Here is an 18,975-nt window from a genome sequence, read left to right on the forward strand (position 1 = left end):
TAGCCCCGATTGAAAAGCCCCGCCGGGATTCCGGCGGGGCTTTTTGTTTGCCCGAACCGCCGCTCCCCGGCAAACCGGGAACGTTCGCGGCCAAATCGAGGACGCTCGTGGCCCAACCCAGGAAGTCCTGGGTTGAATCCAGGAGTTCCCGGACCAAATCCAGGACGCTCCGGCTCCATTCCAGGAGCTCCGGGAAATGTCCGCGAGCGTCCCGCATCAAACCCGGGAGGTCCTGGAAAGGGCCACGGACTTCCCGGGTTTGATGCGGCTCCACACGACAAGACCCCGTCCGGTTTCCGGGCGGGGCATTGTCGTGTGGAGCCGCATCAAACCCGGGAGGTCCTGGAAAGGGCCACGGACTTCCCGGGTTTGATGCGGCTCCACACGACAAGGCCCCGTCCGGTTTCCGGGCGGGGCCTTGTCATTCAGCAGCTGGTCGGGTCTCCTTTTCCGGGGGCAACCTGCCAAAACCGGCTAGGCCTCCGCGGCTTCGTCGGGCAGAATCTGGATGTCTTGGATCAGCACCTTCTGCTCGATCTGCCGGGCGCGGGTGGTGTTGGCCAGGCCGCCGAGGGCGGTTTCCTTGTAGCGCGTTTCCATGCTTTCGCCCACCTCGCCTAGGGCCTGCACGCACTGGTCGACCGGAATGACGGGGTCGACGCCGGCAATGGCAATCTGGGCCGAGGAGAAGGCAATGGCGGCGGCCGAGGCGTTGCGCACCACGCAGGGCACTTCCACCAGCCCGGCCACCGGGTCGCACACCAGCCCCAGCATGCACTGAATGGTAATGGCCACCGCCGCCAGCACCTGATCGACCGAGCCGCTGAGGCAGTAGACGATGGCGCCCGCGCCCATGGCGGCGGCCGAGCCGGTTTCGGCCTGGCAGCCGCCCACGGCCCCGGCCAGGGAGGCGTTCTGCTCGATGATGAGGGCAATGCCGGCCGCAATCAGCAGGCCTTCGAGGATGCGGCGGTCGTCGAGCCCGTGCAGATCCTGCAGGGTCACGAGCACGCCGGGCAGAATGCCCGAGGCCCCGGCCGTGGGCGCAGCCACCACCCGGCCCATGCAGGAGTTGACTTCCTTGGCACCCAGGGCGCGGGTGACCAGCTGCTTGAATTCGGGCGAGAGGACGGTAACGGGCGAGGCGGCCACTTTCTTCGCGCCGTTGTTGATCATGCCCGAGCGCGAGGTCATGTCCTCGGTCAGGCCGGTGTGCACGGCGTCGCGCATCACGTCGTAGGCGCGCTGCAGGCCGTCCCAGATGTCGGCCTCGGAGCGTCCTTTCTGCTCCATCTCATAGGTCAGCACGGGTTGCCAGAGGGCTTCGCCGGTGCGGGCGCAGCGCTGCTGCCAGGAAACGAAATCGGTGAAAAGAAGCGACATGGGGAAAGGCGGTTAGAGCGGGGAAAACACCGGCCGCGGGGGCCGATCAGAGTACAAACGTACGGCGCGCCCGCCGGGTGCCAATACCGCCCGATTCGTTTGCCTGGCCAGGGCCGCGGGGTGGCGCGGCAGCGGCCCCGCGCCTACCTTGCAGCCCCGCTTTTATTTCGTTTTGCATGAGCCAGCCCGCAGCCTTCAGCATCAGCCCCGACCCGGCCCGCCTCGACGTGGGCCTGATTCACGACTACCTCGGCCGCCACTCCTACTGGGCGCCCGGCATCAGCCGCGAGCTGGTGGAGCGCAGCATTCGCCACTCGCTGTGCTTTGGGGTGTACGACGAGGCCACCGGCGCGCAGGTGGGTTTTGCCCGCGTGGTCAGCGACCAGGCCACCTTCGCCTACCTCTGCGACGTGTTCGTGCTGGAAGCCTACCGCGGGCGGGGCCTGAGCAAGCAGCTGATGCAGTACATTATTGACTACCCCGCGCTGCAGGGCCTGCGCCGCTGGCTGCTGGCCACCCGCGACGCCCACTCGCTCTACGCGCAGTTCGGCTTCACGCCCCTGGCCGCGCCGCCGCGCTTCATGGAAAACGCCCGGCTCGACCCCTACCGTCACCCGCAGTAGCCGCGGCCGGCCGGCAACGGGCTACTGCGCCGACTGCTCCTGGGTTACCAGCTTCAGCGAGGCCGAGTTGATGCAGAAGCGCAGCCCCGAGGGGGGCGGACCATCGGGGAAGACGTGGCCCTGGTGGGCGTCGCACACGTTGCAGAGCACCTCCACGCGCACCATGCCGAAGCTGCTGTCTTTGCGGTACTTCACCACGTTGTCCTTCACCGGCGCGGTAAAGCTGGGCCAGCCCGTGCCCGACTCAAACTTGGTGCGCGAATCGTAGCAGGGCGTGCCGCAGCACACGCAGGCGTAGAGGCCGGGGTCGTGGGCCTCGCAGTACTCACCGGTGCCGGGCCGCTCGGTGCCGTGCTGGCGGGTTACGTAATACTGCTCGTTGGTGAGCTGCTGGCGCCACTCAGCGTCGGTTTTCTCCACGCGGCGGTCGGGGGCGGGGGTGCCGTTGTTGGCAAGGCGAATGACGTCGGCCCAAGTATACATAAGGGTGGGGGTTGGTTCAGGGTTGCTGATAGAACAGTTAGCAACGGTTTCGGGTGCCGGCTGGTTCTCGGTACAGCAGTTGGCGCGACGCGCCTTAAAGTTGCTCAAATTCGTCGCGCACGATGTAGCGGCGCCACTGAGCCCGGGCGAAGCCCAGAAATGGCCGGGGTGCCTGCCGGAAATCGTTTTCGTTTCGGTAGCGCCCGGCCAGTAGTTCGTAGCCTTCCGGCGCGTCCAGCGTCGCCTTGCTGATGGTATCGATGCAGCAGACGTTGGCGGGCACGCGCTGGGCCAACGGCACCGAGTCGTACTGCACCACCATTTGCCCGCGCAGGGCGTACTTGGCCGCGCCCTCGTGCATGATAAGCTTCAGGTTGGAGGGGCTCACGTCGCTGCGGCAGGTGAGCTTGTATATGAGTGTAGTTTCAGTGGTGCCGTCCTGGTCTAGGTCAGTGATGCAGATGGAGCCGGGCAACGGTCCCAGCCACATATCGAACGGGCACTTGCGCACGGCATCCTGCAACCGCCACAGCTCCTGCCAGGTACCGCCCGGCTGGCGCGTGTATTGGCGGGCAAACAGCTGAGTAAAATACTGCGGCAGCTCGTCGGCAGGGCGGTTGCTCTTATCCAGGGCGGACGGTGTGCGGTACACCACCAAAAGGTTTTCGCCCAGCGCATCGGTCCAGCGCCGGGCCTCCAGCAGCTTGCCCGGCAGCTTTTTCAGCGGCGGCAGCTGCGCGGCCGTGAGCGAATCGACGGCGCCCGTCCAGGCCACCGGCCCGGACACGGCAGCGGGAGCAGCCGGCAAGGGATGCGCAGGTAATCGGGCGGTTTTGGGGTCCGACTGGCAAGCAGCTAAAACCCCCAGCAGTACTGTTGAAAAGCGGATTTTTCGTTGCATCCGGGCAAACCTACGCATTCATGCTGCTTGTAACGCGCTCTAAGTATAAGTACTGGCAACACTTGCTACCGGGCCTTGGTCGTCGGCACCCAGTATCACCCAGGCATCAATCATCCCCGAAATCCGTGTAATTCGAATAAATCCGTTTAAATCCGTGGTCTATGAAGCTGCTCACCACCGCCCAAACCCGCCAGGCCGACGCGGCTACCGTCGCGGCCCAGGGAATTAGCTCCCTCGACCTGATGGAGCGCGCCGCCACGGTTTTCACCGACTGGCTGACCGCGCGCCTCTCCCCGGCCCAGGCCGGCGAAATCCTGGTGCTCTGCGGGCCGGGCAACAACGGCGGCGATGGGCTGGCGGTGGCCCGGCTGCTGCATCTGCGGGGCTACGACGTGCGCGTGGGTTTGCTGCCGGCCGAGAGGTACTCGCCCGAGGCCGCCGCCAACCGCCGCCAACTGCCCAGCGACCTACCGGTAGCGGAGTGGCAGCCCGGGCAGCTGCCCGCCATTGCGCCCGGCACGGTGGTGATTGACGCCCTGTTCGGCACCGGCCTCAACCGCCCGCTGGAAGGCGCGGCGGCCACCGTAGTCCGGCACCTGAACGCGGCCCGCGCCCGGGTCATCAGCATCGATATGCCCTCGGGCCTGTTCGCCGACGCCCCGCAGCCGCCCGGCAGCGCCGTGGTTCAGGCCCGGCACACGGTCACGTTCGAGCACCCCAAGCTGGCTTTGCTGCTGCCCGGCAGCGCGGCGTACGTGGGCCGCTGGCACGCGCTGCCCATTGGCCTCGACGCGGACTTCCTGGCCGGAGCCGAAACGGATATGCACCTGGTCGACGCGGGCCTGCTGGCCGGGCGGCTGCCGGCGCGCCCCACCTTTGCCCACAAGGGCAGCTTTGGCCACGCGCTGCTGCTGGCCGGCAGCCGCGGCAAGATGGGCGCGGCCGTGCTGGCGGCCCGGGCCTGTTTGCGCGGGGGCGCGGGGCTGCTCACCGTGGCCGCGCCCAGCGGCGGCCTCGACGTGCTGCAGACCGCCGTGCCCGAAGCCATGTGCCGCCCCGACGAGGGCAAGAGCTACCTGACCTCCCTGCCCGCGCTGCAACCCTACGCCGCGGCGGGCATCGGCCCCGGCATCGGGCAGCACGACGATACCCGCGCCGTGCTGGAGGAGCTGCTGTGCCTGGCCCCGGCCGCGCAGGTACCGCTGGTGCTCGACGCCGACGCGCTGAATTTGCTGGGGGCCAACCGCGGCCTGCTCGACCTGCTGCCGCCCGAATCCATGCTCACGCCCCACCCCCGGGAGTTTGAGCGCCTCACCGAGCCGGCCCGCGACGACTACCACCGCCTGGCGCTGCTGCGCGATTTCGCCCGCCGGTACCACTGCTACGTGCTGCTGAAAGGCGCCTACTCCTGCCTGGCCGCCCCCGACGGGCAGCTGTACTTCAATACCACCGGCAACCCCGGCATGGCCACGGGCGGCAGCGGCGACGTGCTAACAGGTCTGCTGCTGGCCCTGCGCGCCGACCGCCGCCTCTCCCCCCTCGACGCCGCGTTGCTGGGCATCTACGCCCACGGCCGCGCCGGCGACCTGGCCGCGGCCGAGCAGGGCCAAGCCGGACTCATTGCCGGCGACCTGCCCCGCTACCTTGGCCGGGCCCTGCAGGAGCTGACGACCCCGGACGAGCTGGCCTGAAAAAGTACCTGCACTCTGTTCCCGGGCTACACCGCAACGGCGGCTACCAAGGCCAGGGCCTGCACCAGCAGCAGCCCGTCGGCCAGCAGGGAGAAGTAGTAGTCGGAGCGGGCTTCGTCGGCAAACCACACAACCAGGGCCGTGAGCAGGGTGGGCACGGCCAGCACCAGCTGCCCGGCCCCGGAGAGCCCCGGCAGGGGCAGCAGGGCCGATACCAGCACGCAGGCCAGCGCCAGCCAGCGCCCCCCCGCAAAGCCCAGCAACCCCGGCAGGGTGCGCGTGCCGCTGAGCTTGTCCTTGGTGTAGTCGCGCAAATCGAACACCAGGGCAATAGCCAGGATAAAGCTGAAGCGCCGGGCCAGCAGCACCAGCACCGGGGCCGACGTCAGCGACAGGCCCAGGCACTGAGCGGGCAGCCACACCGTCACGGCCGTCCACACGTAGCCGATGAGCAGGGTTTTCAGCCCCGGCACCACGCGCAAACTCCAGCGGCGCCCGCCCCGCCCCGGCAGCACCGGCCAGGAGTAGGCCAGCGACAACACGGCCAGATGCCCCAGCAGCCAAGTCAGGGGGCCCCGGTACGGGCTGCCCAGGTACAGCGCCGCCACGGCCAGCACGGAAACGAGCACTACCCCGAGCAGCAGCGGGCGGTGGTGCACAATCCAGCGGCGGCGCGGTGGGGTACCGGGCGGCAGCTGGCGGCTGTGGCGGCGGGCCCCGTTGAGGTTGTACACGAACAGCGTGGCCGCCAGTACCAGCGCGGGCACCGCCCCGGGCAGCGGCCGGCCCCAGTACTGCGCCGAAGAGGCCGTGAGGGCGGCGGCGGCGGCGGCCACCAGCCCGTTGCCGTAGAGCAGCGCGTCGGCCACGACCTGGCCCAGGCGGCGCAGGCGCGCGGAAACCGGGGCGGCAAACTGGGAGGCGGCGGGCATGCGGCGAAGTTCGGGGCAAAAACCGTATTCCGCGGCCGCCGCCGTAGAGCTACTTGCCGGTTTCGCTGTGCGGGGCGTCTACGGGCTTCGACTCTGGGGAGCCCTGCTGCCGCAGCCAGATGGTGAGCACCACGATGGAGACGATGCTCAGAAACTCGCTCTGCCAGTTCTGCAGCGACTCGAACCAGAAGCGCGCCGTGCCCAGATAGCCCCACACGTTCACCGTCGGCTCGCCGTGGGCCTGCTGCTCAATGTTGTAGACCTCGGTGCCGCCCAGCGCGTGCAGGAAGAAGGCCCCCAGAAACAACAGCAGAAAGGCAATGCTCAGGGAGTTCTTGTAGAGCCACAGCACCACCCCGCCCTGCTTCACCGGCCAGGGCGCATCGGTCAGGTAGGGGTTAGGCTCCCGGTCTACCTCCTCGGGCTCGTCGAGGTCCTTCGATTCGGCCGAGCCTTTCTGGCGCAGCTTCACGGTGAGTATCACGTACAGGGCCATCTGCAGAAACTCGCTTTCCCAGTTCTCGAAGGTGGCCTCGAGCCAGTGGCCCGAGCGGACGTACTCGCCCAAACTCAGCTCGGGCCGCCCCAGCTGCTTGAGCTCGTCGTTGTAGTCGTGGTGGCCGGTGAGGGTCTGGCCCAGCAGGGTGACGAGCACCAGCGCCGTGACGACGAGCGAGAGGCCGTTTTCGTAGAGAAAGCGCCGGAACGGCTGGCGAGGCGTGTGCTGGGTCATGAGCGCGGAGCAAGGTTTGCCCGTTGTACGGCCCGGCCTGGTAAAATGTGATGAAACCACAATGCCCCGGCTGCCAGGCAGCCGGGGCATTGTGGTTGGTGGTCAGTTGGGAGTTGTCAATTGTCAGCGCAAACCTGCTGACAACTCCCAACTCTTAACTCCTACAACATTGACAGCTGGGCCTGGTGGTTGCTGTGGCGGTAGGTTTCGTCGTAGAGGCGCAGGCTGTCCTGCACAATCTTGTAGGCTTCTTCGCGGCCCATGAATTTCTCCACGATGACTTCCTTGTTTTCGAGCTTCTTGTAGTCCTCGAAAAAGCGGCGCATCTCCAGCAGCGTGTGCGGGGGCAGCTCCGAAATGTCGTTGTAGTGGTTCATCGACACGTCGTTGGCGGCCACGGCGATGATCTTGTCGTCTTCCTCGTTGTTGTCGATCATCTGCATTACGCCGATGACCTTGGCCTCGATCAGGCACATGGGCACCACGTCGACCGAGCAGAGCACCAGCACGTCCAGCGGGTCCTTGTCGTCGCAGTAGGTCTGGGGAATGAAGCCGTAGGCGGCGGGGTAGTGCACGGCCGAGAACAGCACGCGGTCGAGCTTGAGCAGGCCGCTGTCTTTATCCAGTTCGTACTTGCCTTTCGAGCCTTTGGGAATTTCGATGATAGCGTTGACTACCTGGGGAGCTTTGGTGCCGTAGTTGACGTCGTGCCAGGGGTTGAAATGAGCCATTGAGGGGTTGTTCGTTTTTTGTTAGTCGTTTTTGGTGATTCGGATTTCGCGGCTGCTCAGGGGTTGTCAGGGGCCCGCCTCGGCCGGCCAGGACCAACGAACCACGGAAAGCGAACGGCGAAACCCGGTCTCAGCGCCGCAGCACTTCCCGCAGGGGGGTGCCGGTGCAGCCGTCGGGTTCCTGAATGTGGAGGAAGCGGGCCAAGGTGGGCGCAATATCGGTGATGCGCGCCGGGTGCACCGACTCGCCCCGCGGCACCTGCCAGCCCCAGAACAGCAGGGGAATGTGGGTGTCATACGCGCCGCTCGAGCCGTGGGTGGTTCCCTTGTTGATGGGGTAGTGGTACGATTCCAGCCAGCCCGGCTCCAGCACCACCATCACGTCGCCCGAGCGCTTGGGGAAGTAGCCGTTTTCGAGGTACATCAGCATGCCGCTTTCCCAGTGCGACTTCTGCAGGTCGGTGGCCGTAATGGCGCGGGTGACGCCGGCAAACGTGGTCATGATGCCGGCCACTTCTTCCTGCACCTGCGCCAGGCTGAGCTTGCGCTCGGCCAGCAGCGGGCGGTTCAGATACACCTGCTGATTTTCGTAGCTCTGCACCCAGGGGCCGGGGCCGTGCAGGCGCACCAGCTTGCGCTCCAGCGAGTCGCGCATGATGCGCGGGCCCACCGAGCCGGCCGGTACGCGCATGCTGCGCAGGTACTCGGGCGAATGGGCCGCGCCGTGGTCGGCCGAGAGAAACACCAGCGCGTTGCCCTTGCCCACGGTCTTGTCGAGGTAGGCCAGCAGGCGGGCTATATCTTGGTCGAGGCGCAGGTAGGTGTCCTGGGTTTCGATGGCGTTGACGCCGAACTGGTGCCCCACGTAGTCGGTGGAGCTAAAGCTCAGGGCCAGGAAGTCGGTCTGCCCGCGCTGGCCCAGCTGCTCGGCCCGGATGGCTTCGAGGGCAAAGTCGAGGGTGAGCGTGTTGCCGAAGGGCGTGGAGCGAATCACGTCGAGGTTGGCGGCCTTGGCCGTGGCCGTAGTTTCGCCGCCGGTGGGGGCCGAAGCGGGCGTCTGGGCGGGCGTGAGGCCGCTCAGACGGGGCAGATCGTGCGGAAACACCGGCTTCTGCTCGCCGCGGAAGGCGCCCTCCCAGGGCACGTCGTCGGCGGTGCTCTCGGTGTACTGGCTGATGGGCAGCAGCGTTTCCCAGGGCCTGGAGAGGTACTGTTCGGCCAGCTTGCGATGGTTAAACTGCGTCACCCAGGCGGGAAGCTCGGGGGTATAGAAGGTGCTGGTGATGAAGGCCCCGTTGGAGTTGTCGAACCAGTAGGCGGCCGAGGCGGCGTGGCCGGCGGGCAGAATGGAGCCGCGGTCCTTAATGCACACGCCGATGGTCTTGCTCTGGAAGTTGGTGGCCAGGCGCAGCTCGTCGGTGATGGTGGTGGTAAGCATGTTGCGCGGCGACATCTGCCCGGCCCATTCCGAGCCGCCTACCGACTGCACGCTCTTGTCTTCGGTGCAGTAGATGCCCTTGCCGGCCTCGCGCGCCAGCCAGTTGTTGCCAATGATGCCGTGCACCGAGGGCGTGGTGCCGGTGTAGATGCTGGCGTGGCCCGGCCCGGTGTAGGTGGGCACGTAGTTGTAGTGGGCGTTTTCGTAGCTGAAGCCCTCCCCCAGCAGGCGCTTGAAGCCGCCGCTGCCGTACTTGTTCCAGTAGCGGTAGAGGTAGTCGTAGCGCATCTGGTCCACCACAATGCCCACCACCAGCCGGGGCCGCGGCAGGGGTTTGCCCTTGCCCTGCCCCACGGCCGGGCCGCCGCTGCCTAGCAGGAGGACGGCCAGACTCAGCACACCAATCACGAAGTTCTTCTGCATAGAAAAAGACAAGCCAACTGCCCGCGCCCGGCACCGGCCGGGTTTGCGGCCCCAAAGGTAACGGGTTGACTGTTGCGAGTGGTTAGTTGTCGGTTATCAGTTGCAGGTGGTTGATGGCTGGGTGTTGATGGCTGATTGTTGACGATTGTTGGAAGTTGATACGTCATCCTGAGCAACGCGAAGGACCTTACCCCGTCAGGCCGAGTCGTTGATACGGCGTCGTGCACGCGGGGTAAGATCCTTCGTCCTCGCGCGACATGCTCAGGATGACGGACGAAAAGCCCTCCGCCTCCAACAATCAACCTACAGCAATCAACAACCAACCCAGCCGCCGACACGGCCGGAACATCCCTTTCCCGCCGCCGCGCGTACCCTGCCCGGCCCCACCTGAAAACTGACAGCTAACAACTGCTAACTGACAACCGATCAATGATCAATGACCACGCGTTGCTGTTCGACATGGACGGCGTACTGATCGACAACACCCGCTACCAGGCCCGGGCCTTTCAGCTGTTGTTCCGCGAACTGGGTTTGAGCACCAACGCCCGCCAGCTGCTGCGGCGCCTGAACGGCATGCCCGCCACCAACATCCTGAAAACGGTGTTTCGGGCGCCTGTGCCGGCCAAGGAGCTCAAGCAGTACGCCGACCGCCGCGAGTTTCTGTACCGGGTGCTGTACTGGGACAAGCGCCGGGAGCTGGCCGGCCTCAGCCCGTTTCTGCGGGCCGCCCGGGCCGCCGGCTTCAAACTGGGCCTGGGCACCGGTTCGGCTCCCGAAACCATCGGCTACATTCTCGACCACCTCGACCTGCGCCGCTACTTCGACATGGTCATCGGTAAGGAGGACGTGGACAAGGGCAAGCCCCACGCCGACACCTTCGCGGTGGCCGCCCGCCGGCTGGGCGTGCCGCCCGCACGCTGCGTGGTGTTCGAAGATGCCATCCTGGGCGAACAGGCCGCCTACCGGGCGGGCATGCACGTTATCGGCGTGAGCACCACCCTGCGGCCCGAGCAGTTCCAGGCCCCGCTGGCCGTCATCCCCGACTTCACCGAGCTAACGCCCGAACGGGTGCTCAACCTATTGGAGCAACGTCCCCAAGTGCCCCGGCCCAGCCGCGCGCTGGCCCGGCGGCAGTACATGCAGCTGTAGCTCCTCACCGGGCATCTTCCCGATTCGGAGCCACAAAAAAGCCCCGGCCGCTGGGCGGTCGGGGCTTTTTCAGGCACCGGGCAAGCTTATTCCAGCACCAGGCGGGTGGTTTGCGCGCTGCTGCGCACCAGGTACACGCCGGCCGGCAAGTGAGCGGGCAGCACCAGGTGGGCTGTGCCCGCGGCGTCGGCCGTGGCCGTGAGCACCTGGCGGCCCACCGCGTCGAACACCTGCACGGCCGCCCCGGGCTGGCTGCCGGTGAGGGTAGTAGCCAGGCGCGTGGGGTTGGGCACCAGCTTTAGGCGGCTTTGGCCCGTGCGGTCGATGCTCACCGAGCGCACCACCGAGAGCGTGGCCGTGCCGTCGAGGTCTACCTGGCGCAGGCGGTAGTGCACCACATTGGCGCCCCGCAGCAATAGTTGCGCGTCGCGGAAGCGGTAATCGGTGCGGCTGGCAGTGGTGCCCTGCCCGGCTACGGTACCAATGGCCGCAAAGCGCTGCCCGTCGGTGCTGACTTCCAGCTCGAAGCGGTCATTGTCTTTCTCCTGCGCCGTGGCCCAGCGTAGCAGCGCGTCCGGGCCTTCCTGGGTGGCCGTGAAACTCAGCAGCTCCACCGGCAGCGGAGCCTGCCGGCTGCCCAGCGTCCAGACGGAGAAGTGCTCAACTCCGGTCACCGACACGGTATTGGCCGCGGTGCTGCGGCTGCCCACGGCCACCGGCTGCCAGGGCCCCCCTAGGCCGCTGGTGGAGCGGAAGAAAGTCAGCTGCTCTTCGCCGATGCCGTTCAGCTCGTTCTCCAGGTAGCCGAAGGTCAGGCTCACGTTCAGCCCTTGGTTGACGGTGGGCTGAATGTCGAAGTAGCGGGCAATGCCCTGCCGGTCGAGTTGACCGGTTAGGGGCGTGCCCGTTACGCGGCGCACCAGGGTGGAGCCGGGCAGTGCGGTGCTGCCCGCTGCGGGCGTCAGCGTGAGGCCCAGCCCGCCGAAGGAGTTGACCGCGCCGGCGCTGCTCACGTCGCGGGTGGTTTGCACCGCCCCGGTTACGTAGCTCGTTTCCGACTCGACAAGAGTGGCTGCGCTGCCCAGCGTGAGCGTGTAGCTGCCGGTGCTGAGCACGCCGCTGGTCATGGTCAGGCTAGTGGCCACATCCGCGTGGTTGCTCAGCGTCACCGTGCCGCCAGTCTTTTCAACCACTACCGAGCCGACGTTGCCGGCCAGGGTCTGCGCTTCGGAGCCGGTCAGGTGCACAGTCCCGGCCAGGGCCGGACCTTGGTTGTTGACGCTCCCGGTTACCTGCAGGGTGGCCGTGCTGCCCAACGTGAAGCTGGCGCCGCCGGCTACGGTCAGGTTCCTGAGGCTGGCTGTGCCGGTGCTCAGCACCGGGTAACGGCTCAGGCCCGCTGGAATGGTCACGCTCTGGGCAGCCGCGGGCACCAGGCCGTAGCTCCAGTTGCCGCAGTCGTTCCAGTCGATGTTGGCCGCACCGGTCCACGTCAGGCTTGGGGTGCTAGCTACGTTGGGGGCCAGCACCGTTACGCGGACCGTGGTTGTGCTTTGGTTGCCAGTTGCATCACGCAGGGTAAGCGTCACGGGGGTAATCAGTGGGCCCTGCACCGGAGCAGTAGAGGGTACCCACACCGGCTGCGAAGCGGCATTGAGTTGGGTAGCGTTATAGCCATTTCCCGTCACATCGACCACTACGCCGGGGGTGCTGGGGTCCTCGAAGTTGTAGTACACATGCAGGCCGGCCTCGCTACCGGTCAGCGGCGTGTGCATGGTGGCCAGAATCTGGGCCCGGGTGCGCACCGTGTTCCAAACCCGCACCTCATCCATCAGCCCGCTCCAGACCGAAGTGCCCAGCAGGGCTCCGATTTGCAGGGCGGAGGTTGGCGCCAGGGCCGTAATGGCCGAATCGACCTGCACCCCGTTGCGGTAAAGTCGCATCATGCGCGTGGTACGGTCGAAGCTCACCGCAACGTGCACCCAGGTAGCGGCCGGCAGCGCGCTGGTTCGGTCAACTACTCCCAGCCCAACAGGGGTAGCCCGGGCCGACAGCTGCCCGGTGTTGTCGCAGAAAAAGGTACTGATGCCGTTCCGGTTACTGGAAATAATGTGGCGGTTGGCGGCCGAGGGCAGGTTCGACATCACCCAGGCTTCCTTGGTATAGGATATGGGAGTCGATCCGGCCGCCACGCTCAGAAAATCGTTCGTCCCATCGAAGCTCATGGCGTAGCGGTTGGCCAGACCTATATCGGCGCAGCTGAAGGAGGTGCGCGAGAGCGTGCGCGACGTGATGTCGCAGTTGTCGCTGCTGCCGTTGTCGACCTGGGCCGGCGTGAGCGGGGCCGTGCCGTCGGCGGCGAGGGTCAGGGTCACGTCGCGCACGACCGCCACCGGTGCCGTGAGGTCTGCCATGATAGTAAAGCTGCGCGTGGCATCAGCTAATCCGGCCTTGCTTACCGTCACCGTATAAGTGCCCGGGGCCAGGCCGGTAGCAGAAGCAGTGGTCTGAACCGGCGTGGTGTTCCAGGTGTAGGAGTAGCCCGTAGCCACACCAGCCACCGCTACCGTGGCCGTGCCACTATTGGCGGCACAGGCCGTGGTCTGGGTGCCGCTCAGCTCGATCAGGTCGGTAACGTCGATGGTAAGCACCTGCTCATAGGCTAGGTTGCTTGGGCTGGTGACGCTCACCCGGATGCTGTAGCTGCTTTGGGTTTCGTAGTCGAAGCTGACGTTGGTGAGCAGCTTGCCGGCGTTGGCCCCGGTCCCGATGCTGAAGCGGGCGTTGTCGGTGCTGCCGGCCCCGCTTACCAGGGCATAGCTATAGGTCGACGCGGCGCAGAGGTTGGGGTCGGTGACGCTGAACGTGCCCACCACCGTGCTGGTGGCCAGGTTTTCGGCTACGCTGGTGCTGCTTAGGGCCAGGCCGGTGGGCGCAACCGGAGCCGGGGCCTGCACCGTTACGCGGGCCGTGGCCGTGCTTTGGTTGCCGGCGGCATCGGCCACTGTCAGCGTCACGGGAACGGGCGCCGGCGCCAGGGTCAGGTTGGAGGTTACCCAGTTCGAGCTGGTGCCGCTCAGGCCAAAGCCGTTGAGCGTGCCGGTGTAACCGTGGCCGGTCGCATCAGGCAGCGTAGTGCCGCTGCTTTGCTCAAAGTTGTAGTAGGCCCGCAGGCCCGGTTCCGTACCCGACAGCCCTTGGTTGCGGGCGGCCGCAATTGCGGCGCCCGTGCGGGCCACGTCCCAGAGGCGTACCTCGTCGAAGGTGGCGGCGGGGTACGGGTCGGGGTGCTGCGAGCGGCCCAGCCACGTTTGGGTGAGCGCGCCCAGGTCGCCGGGCAGCAGGGTCATGGCCGGGTTGCTGCCCACCTCCACGCCGTCGAGGTAAAGCCGCCCGGTTACGGTGCTGCCGCTCTTGCTCAGCGTTACGGCGTAATGGTGCCAGCCTGTGAGCGGCGCGGTGGGAGCATCGATAATCTGCTCGGCCCCGCCGTTGAAGCGGATGGCGAAGCGCAGAGTGGCATCGGGGTAGCTGCGCGGCGCCAGGAACAGGTAGCTGCTGGTGCCCGCGCCGAAGTCGAAAATGCGCGACCAGTACGTCGGGGTAGTGGCAAAGTTGACCCAGGCCTCGAAGGTGAAGCCCGCCCCGTTGCCGATGGCGCCGGCCGGCAGCGTTACGTGGTCGTTGGAGCCGTCGAAATTCAAGCCGTAGCGGTTGGGGGCTCTATCGGCGCAGCTGAAGGTGGTGCGCGAGAGCGTGCGCGACGTGATGCCACAGTTGTCGCTGCTGCCGTTGTCGACCTGGGCCGGCGTGAGGGTGGCCGTACCGTCGGCGGCGAGGGTCAGGGTCACGTCTTGGGCCAGCGCCGTGGGGCTGGTCAGGTCCTGAATGGTTACCGTCGTCTGGCAGCTGGCCTGGTTGCCGCTGGCATCGGTAGCAGTCAACGTCACGGTGTTTGCGCCCAGGTTAGTACAGTCGAAGTTCAGCTTAGAGGCCGTCAGCGTGATGCCGCTGCACTCGTCGGCGTTGCGGGTGCTGGCGTTGAGCAGTAGGTTGGCGGGCAGGTTGGCTGCCGCCCGCGCCGTTACCACGTCCATCTTCCCGTCGCCGTTCAGGTCGGCCACGGCGAAGGCATTGATGCCCGCGCCGCTGGTGGCGACCGTGGTCGGCAAGGCCGTAAAGGAGCCGGCGCCGTTGTTGATCAATACCTGCAGCGGCCCCTTGCCCAGCACGATGTCCAGGTCGCCGTCATTTTCAATATCGAAGAACGCCAGGCTGATAGACGGAGCCGCCGCGAAGGTCTGGCTGGTGGTGAAAGCGCCGGTGTTGTTGTCGTTGTACCACACCACTACCCCACCGACGCCGTCGAGGGCATAGGCCACGTCCTGGTCGCCGTCGCCGTCCACGTCGCCGGTGGCTACGTCCCAGTTGTTGCCCGTTCCGAAGCCGGGCACGGTCGCGTGCGGGGCCAGCGTGCCGGCGCCGTTATTGAGGAACACGCGCTCGTCGCGACCGTCCTCACGCGCCATTATCACGTCCGGGAAGCCATCGTTGTTGAGCTGCGCGAAGTGCGCGCGCGCGATGTGCGGGTTGGGGCCGGCAGCGAGAATATTGTTGGCGTCGGTAAAGGTGCCGCTGCCGTTGTTTTTCCAGAGCTGCCCGCCGTCGTAGTTCACTACCAGCGCGTCCAAGTCACCGTCGGCGTCGATGTCAGCTAGGTCAAGGTCGAGGGTATAGCCCAGGCCGGCAAAGGAGCTGCGCAGGGTAAACGCGCCGGTGCCGTCGTTGGTCCACACCGATTCGTTGCCACCGTACACGGCCAGCACCGCGTCCAGGTCGCCGTCGCCATCCACGTCGCCCAGTGCCACGGCGGTGTGCTGGTCGGCAACGCTGCCGAAGGTGGGGGCGGTGGAGTGCGGGGCTAGCGTGCCGGTGCCATCGTTGAGAAACACGGTGTTGGCGCCGGTATTGGCATACACCACGTCCATCTTTCCGTCACCGTTCAGGTCACCCACGGCTACGTCGCCAGCGGCGGCCCTGCCCAGGTTGCCCGTGGCGGCACTTAGGGCCACTACCGGTGGGGCCATCAGCTCGGCCAGCGTGATGCTGGCTTGCCCGTTGGCGTCGAGCTGCTTGGTAAGCGGCTGGCAGTACACCGCCGGAGCCGTGTTGTCGACCACCGTCACGGTGGCCGTGGCCGTGCTTTGGTTGCCGGCGGCGTCGCGTACCGTCAGCGTTACCGTGTTAGGTCCCACATTGGCGCAGCTGAAACGGCTGGGCGATACGCTCAGTTGGGCCGCCGTGGCGGGGGCGCAGTCGGCGGTGCTGCCGTTGTTCACGGCGGCCGGCGCGAGCGTGGCCGTGCCATTGGCCTCTAGCACCAGCGTAGCGTTGCGGGTCAGGGCCTGAGATAGGCAGCGGGATTTTGCGCTGCGCCCGTTGGCAGGGAGGCCCTGGTCGGCTAAGGAAGCCTTACCAGGCCGCACGCGGTAGGAGTAAGGCGCGTTGGACGGCAGGTCCGTCAAAGCATGTGTCGTGACGCCGGTTGCCAGTACGAAGGGTGCGCCGTCGGCCCCGGCATGGGGACTCACGGGCGTTTTTGAGAGGCTGCGGGCCAGGGCACCAAAGCTGCTGATCAGCCCCATGAAAAGCAGGAGCCAGATTCGTAAAGGTTGTTGCATGAAGTGGAAAAGGGAGAAAAAAAAGCAGAGTCCGGAGCGCGGGCATCTTCACCTGCCAAGGGATTCAACGCCCCTAATAGCTGCTATCTAAGCAGTTGGCACATGATTTCAGCCTACAAAATTCGGCTGCTTAGCTCACATTACCTTGATTTCGCTTGGACTTTTTTTCGAACAAAGCCCATTTAGCCTCCATTCGCGCAAACCCAATTGGCTACCCGCCCGTATAAGGCCGCCTTTGCATCCACCGGTCCTACCAAAGCGAGCCAGCCCTGCTATTTCTCCGCGGTGTGGGTGCGGGCTGCCCGGGTTGAACGCCTCCCGGCGGCAGTACCTGCGGCTGTAGGAAGCCCGCAAAAAGGCCCGCCTCCGTTGCAGGAAGCGGGCCATGAAAGTAGCTGGGCCGAAGACGCGGGAAAGTGCTTCTCCCCTTCGCCTGCCCGGCCCCGACTGCCGCTGCCGACGCAGCCCCGGCCGGAGCCGGGCGGCCTAGCCGGGCAGGGTGGCGCGGTGGGCTTCCACGGCCACGATGAAGGCCGTTACCTCGGCCAGCTCGGCGGCGTTGCGGGCCTGGTCCAGCTCCCGGTCGAGCAGCAGGGCCGTGTTGCCGGAGTGGCCCTGCAGCAGGCGCTGCTTGGCTTCGAGCTGCTCCTTTTTTATCTCGTACTGGGTGCGCTTGGTAGAGGGCCCGGTGGGCAGGGCAGCCAGTACGGTGTTGGCAGCGGCCAGCTCGGCAGCTACCCCCAGCAGCTCGGCCTGGGCCAGGGCAGCGCGGCCTTCGGCCTGGGAACCATCAAACGTCAGGTTAACGGCCCGGTGTTGCAGCAGCGCCTGGGCGCGGCGGGCCGGGGTGAGCACCTCGTCGCAGGCAGCGGGCGTGGTGAGCAGGGGAATGGAGTAGGTAGGCATACAGTTGGTAGAAAAAAGGGTACAAGAAATACGGTAGCTGCCTAGGGCGTCGGCTCCGCGGTGGCCGGCCGTTGTGGTGGTTAAATTATACTTATTCCCGGTAATTATGCAATGCCCGGGGCACGAAAAAAAAAGCGGCGTGATGAGGCGCGCAGCTGCCGCCGGAGCGGCAGTATGGGGCAAAACGACTAGGCTTCCAGCAGGCTCAGCTCGTGGAGCAACCCGGCGCGGCGGGCTTCCAGCAGGCGCAGCACGGCCTGGGCCTCGGCATCGGTCCACTGGCTGGCTTCCAGCCGCAGCAGCCGGGCGCCGGGGCCCAGCAGGTCGGGGGCCGCCGGGGTCTGGAGCAGGGCCAGGCGAGCCCGACCGCGGCGGGCGGCCTCGCGGCGGGCGGCCAGCTCGGCGTCGAGGCGGTGCAGCTCGCGGCGCAGCTGCTGGGCGCGAACCGCCAGCGGGCCGGGCGCGGGAGCCGGCGCGGGCGCGGGCGGGGTGGGTGGCTCGGTACCCAGGGCCAGGGCCGTCAGCACGGCGGGCGGCAGCGCGGCCAGCACGGCGGCCAGCCGCAGCCGCCCCGCCACGGGCAGGGGCCGCACGCCTCGCTCGGCCTGGTTGAGCTGCACACGACTCACGCCGAGTACCTCGCTGAAGGGCCCTTGCCCAATGGCCAGGTAGCGCCGCAGCGCGGGGAGCAAGTCGGTAGCAGCCGAAGACACGAGGGGCTTGTTACAGATTTTGGTGTTACAGCTATAAGTGTAACACCAAAATCTGTAACAAGCTTATCGACTGTCAGTAGCCTGCGGTCAAACGTCGTAGAGACGCGACCCATCGCGTCTTTACGACCTTCAATGGCCGACTAACACCCGCAGCCGGGTAAAGCAAACGGCCCGCCTCCTGTGCAGGAAGCGGGCCGTTTGGCAAGGATTAAGCGGGCGGGTTACCGACCGGCGGCCAGGGCCTCGGCCCCACCCACGATTTCGAGAATCTCGGTGGTAATGGCCGCCTGGCGGGTGCGGTTGTACGTCAGCTTGAGCGACTTGAGCAGCTCCCCGGCGTTGTCGGTGGCTTTGTCCATGGCCGTCATGCGGGCGCCGTGCTCCGAGGCGTTGCTTTCCAGCACGGCCTTGTAGAGCTGCACCTTCAGCGAGGTCGGAATCAGGCTCTGCACGATTTCCTCCTTCGAGGGCTCGAAGATGTAGTCCACATTCGAGGTAGTGCCAGCCGTTACCGGCGCCTCGGCGGGCAGAATGGGCAGCAGCTGCTCGGCGCGGATGATCTGGGTAGCAACGTTCTTGAACTCGTTGTACACGATGACCACCTGGTCGTACTCGCCGGCGCGGAAGCCGTCCATGGCCTGCTCGGCGGCTACGCGCACCGTGTCGAAGGAGAGCTGGCTGAACACCTGGGTGTAGTTGCCCACCAGGGCGCCGCGGCGGCCGTAGTAGTCGTGGGCCTTGCGGCCGATGGCCATGAAGCTCACGCCGCCGGCGGCCGCCTGCGCCTGGTAGCGCTCCTGAATCAGCTGGTTGACGCCCTTGAACACGTTGCTGTTGAAAGCACCGGCCAGGCCGCGGTCCGAGGTAATGGCAATGATGAGTACCCGGCGCACCTCGCGCTGCTGGCCGTACACGCCGGTTACATCGGCCCCGGCGCCCTGCGAGAGGTTGGTCAGGATGCTGTTGAGCCGCTGGGCGTAGGGCCGCATGCGCAGGATGTTGTCCTGAGCCCGGCGCAGCTTGGCCGCCGCCACCATCTTCATGGCTTTGGTGATTTGCTGCGTCGAGGTCACCGACACGATGCGGTTGCGAACTTCTTTTAAGCTAGCCATATGAAATGGGTTGTCAGTTGCCAGTTGTCAGTTGTCAGTGCGTGTAGAGCAGCAACGCCACGCCTACACTGACAAC

The 18,975-nt window shown here is 66.3% G+C and carries 14 protein-coding genes; 3 read left to right on the forward strand and 11 right to left on the reverse strand.

What is annotated here, in order from left to right:
- Positions 1 to 474 precede the first annotated feature (474 nt).
- A complete protein-coding gene (sdaAA, locus tag ACE191_RS12085) occupies positions 475 to 1,383 on the reverse strand; it encodes an L-serine ammonia-lyase, iron-sulfur-dependent, subunit alpha (protein WP_400192483.1) in 909 nt (302 codons plus the stop codon).
- Positions 1,384 to 1,559: 176 nt separating this feature from the next.
- Between sdaAA and ACE191_RS12090 the strand changes: the two genes are divergently transcribed.
- A complete protein-coding gene (locus ACE191_RS12090) occupies positions 1,560 to 2,006 on the forward strand; it encodes a GNAT family N-acetyltransferase (RefSeq protein WP_400192484.1) in 447 nt (148 codons plus the stop codon).
- A 21-nt stretch (positions 2,007 to 2,027) separates the two neighbouring features.
- Here the strand turns inward: ACE191_RS12090 and msrB are convergent, their stop codons facing one another.
- Together msrB and ACE191_RS12100 are read right to left on the reverse strand one after the other, a co-directional pair.
- Positions 2,028 to 2,489 (reverse strand): peptide-methionine (R)-S-oxide reductase MsrB, encoded by a 462-nt coding sequence (gene msrB / locus ACE191_RS12095; RefSeq protein ID WP_400192485.1) that lies wholly within the window; start codon positions 2,487 to 2,489, stop codon positions 2,028 to 2,030.
- A 94-nt stretch (positions 2,490 to 2,583) separates the two neighbouring features.
- Complete coding sequence (locus ACE191_RS12100) at positions 2,584 to 3,390, reverse strand: M949_RS01915 family surface polysaccharide biosynthesis protein (RefSeq protein ID WP_400192486.1); 807 nt, start codon at positions 3,388 to 3,390, stop codon at positions 2,584 to 2,586.
- A 161-nt stretch (positions 3,391 to 3,551) separates the two neighbouring features.
- Here ACE191_RS12100 and ACE191_RS12105 point away from each other — a divergent pair, with 161 nt between their 5' ends.
- Positions 3,552 to 5,081 (forward strand): NAD(P)H-hydrate dehydratase, encoded by a 1,530-nt coding sequence (locus ACE191_RS12105; RefSeq protein WP_400192487.1) that lies wholly within the window; start codon positions 3,552 to 3,554, stop codon positions 5,079 to 5,081.
- 26 nt (positions 5,082 to 5,107) lie between these two features.
- Here the strand turns inward: ACE191_RS12105 and ACE191_RS12110 are convergent, their stop codons facing one another.
- The 4 genes from ACE191_RS12110 to pafA all read right to left on the reverse strand — a co-directional run bounded on the left by ACE191_RS12110 (position 5,108) and on the right by pafA (position 9,338).
- Positions 5,108 to 6,013, reverse strand: coding sequence for a hypothetical protein (locus ACE191_RS12110; protein WP_400192488.1), 906 nt, complete (start codon positions 6,011 to 6,013; stop codon positions 5,108 to 5,110).
- Between the two features lie 49 nt (positions 6,014 to 6,062).
- Positions 6,063 to 6,746, reverse strand: a complete 684-nt coding sequence (locus tag ACE191_RS12115) for a DUF6766 family protein (RefSeq protein ID WP_400192489.1) — start codon at positions 6,744 to 6,746, stop codon at positions 6,063 to 6,065.
- Between the two features lie 161 nt (positions 6,747 to 6,907).
- On the reverse strand, positions 6,908 to 7,477 hold the full coding sequence (locus tag ACE191_RS12120; RefSeq protein ID WP_400192490.1) for an inorganic diphosphatase: 570 nt from the start codon (positions 7,475 to 7,477) through the stop codon (positions 6,908 to 6,910).
- A gap of 130 nt (positions 7,478 to 7,607) precedes the next feature.
- Positions 7,608 to 9,338, reverse strand: coding sequence for an alkaline phosphatase PafA (pafA, locus tag ACE191_RS12125; RefSeq protein WP_400192491.1), 1,731 nt, complete (start codon positions 9,336 to 9,338; stop codon positions 7,608 to 7,610).
- Positions 9,339 to 9,767: 429 nt separating this feature from the next.
- On the opposite strand from pafA, the gene ACE191_RS12130 reads away from it, so the two are divergent.
- Positions 9,768 to 10,487 (forward strand): HAD family hydrolase, encoded by a 720-nt coding sequence (locus ACE191_RS12130; RefSeq protein ID WP_400192492.1) that lies wholly within the window; start codon positions 9,768 to 9,770, stop codon positions 10,485 to 10,487.
- An 86-nt stretch (positions 10,488 to 10,573) separates the two neighbouring features.
- On the opposite strand, the gene ACE191_RS12135 is transcribed toward ACE191_RS12130, so the two are convergent.
- From ACE191_RS12135 to atpG, 4 genes are all read right to left on the reverse strand, one after another.
- A complete protein-coding gene (locus ACE191_RS12135; protein WP_400192493.1) occupies positions 10,574 to 16,168 on the reverse strand; it encodes an FG-GAP-like repeat-containing protein in 5,595 nt (1,864 codons plus the stop codon).
- A 486-nt stretch (positions 16,169 to 16,654) separates the two neighbouring features.
- On the reverse strand, positions 16,655 to 17,074 hold the full coding sequence (locus ACE191_RS12140; RefSeq protein ID WP_400192494.1) for a hypothetical protein: 420 nt from the start codon (positions 17,072 to 17,074) through the stop codon (positions 16,655 to 16,657).
- Between the two features lie 188 nt (positions 17,075 to 17,262).
- A complete protein-coding gene (locus ACE191_RS12145) occupies positions 17,263 to 17,787 on the reverse strand; it encodes a hypothetical protein (protein ID WP_400192495.1) in 525 nt (174 codons plus the stop codon).
- Between the two features lie 221 nt (positions 17,788 to 18,008).
- Positions 18,009 to 18,899, reverse strand: coding sequence for an ATP synthase F1 subunit gamma (atpG, locus tag ACE191_RS12150; protein ID WP_400192496.1), 891 nt, complete (start codon positions 18,897 to 18,899; stop codon positions 18,009 to 18,011).
- Positions 18,900 to 18,975 lie beyond the last annotated feature (76 nt).

Source organism: Hymenobacter sp. B81, assembly GCF_044628455.1.
Lineage (GTDB): Bacteria > Bacteroidota > Bacteroidia > Cytophagales > Hymenobacteraceae > Solirubrum.

Coding starts and splice junctions, on each gene's coding strand:
- sdaAA (WP_400192483.1), bottom strand. CDS start 1,383: ATGTCGCTTCTTTTCACCGATTTCGTTTCCTGGCAGCAGCGCTGCGCC.
- ACE191_RS12090 (WP_400192484.1), top strand. CDS start 1,560: ATGAGCCAGCCCGCAGCCTTCAGCATCAGCCCCGACCCGGCCCGCCTC.
- msrB (WP_400192485.1), bottom strand. CDS start 2,489: ATGTATACTTGGGCCGACGTCATTCGCCTTGCCAACAACGGCACCCCC.
- ACE191_RS12100 (WP_400192486.1), bottom strand. CDS start 3,390: ATGCAACGAAAAATCCGCTTTTCAACAGTACTGCTGGGGGTTTTAGCT.
- ACE191_RS12105 (WP_400192487.1), top strand. CDS start 3,552: ATGAAGCTGCTCACCACCGCCCAAACCCGCCAGGCCGACGCGGCTACC.
- ACE191_RS12110 (WP_400192488.1), bottom strand. CDS start 6,013: ATGCCCGCCGCCTCCCAGTTTGCCGCCCCGGTTTCCGCGCGCCTGCGC.
- ACE191_RS12115 (WP_400192489.1), bottom strand. CDS start 6,746: ATGACCCAGCACACGCCTCGCCAGCCGTTCCGGCGCTTTCTCTACGAA.
- ACE191_RS12120 (WP_400192490.1), bottom strand. CDS start 7,477: ATGGCTCATTTCAACCCCTGGCACGACGTCAACTACGGCACCAAAGCT.
- pafA (WP_400192491.1), bottom strand. CDS start 9,338: ATGCAGAAGAACTTCGTGATTGGTGTGCTGAGTCTGGCCGTCCTCCTG.
- ACE191_RS12130 (WP_400192492.1), top strand. CDS start 9,768: ATGATCAATGACCACGCGTTGCTGTTCGACATGGACGGCGTACTGATC.
- ACE191_RS12135 (WP_400192493.1), bottom strand. CDS start 16,168: ATGCAACAACCTTTACGAATCTGGCTCCTGCTTTTCATGGGGCTGATC.
- ACE191_RS12140 (WP_400192494.1), bottom strand. CDS start 17,074: ATGCCTACCTACTCCATTCCCCTGCTCACCACGCCCGCTGCCTGCGAC.
- atpG (WP_400192496.1), bottom strand. CDS start 18,899: ATGGCTAGCTTAAAAGAAGTTCGCAACCGCATCGTGTCGGTGACCTCG.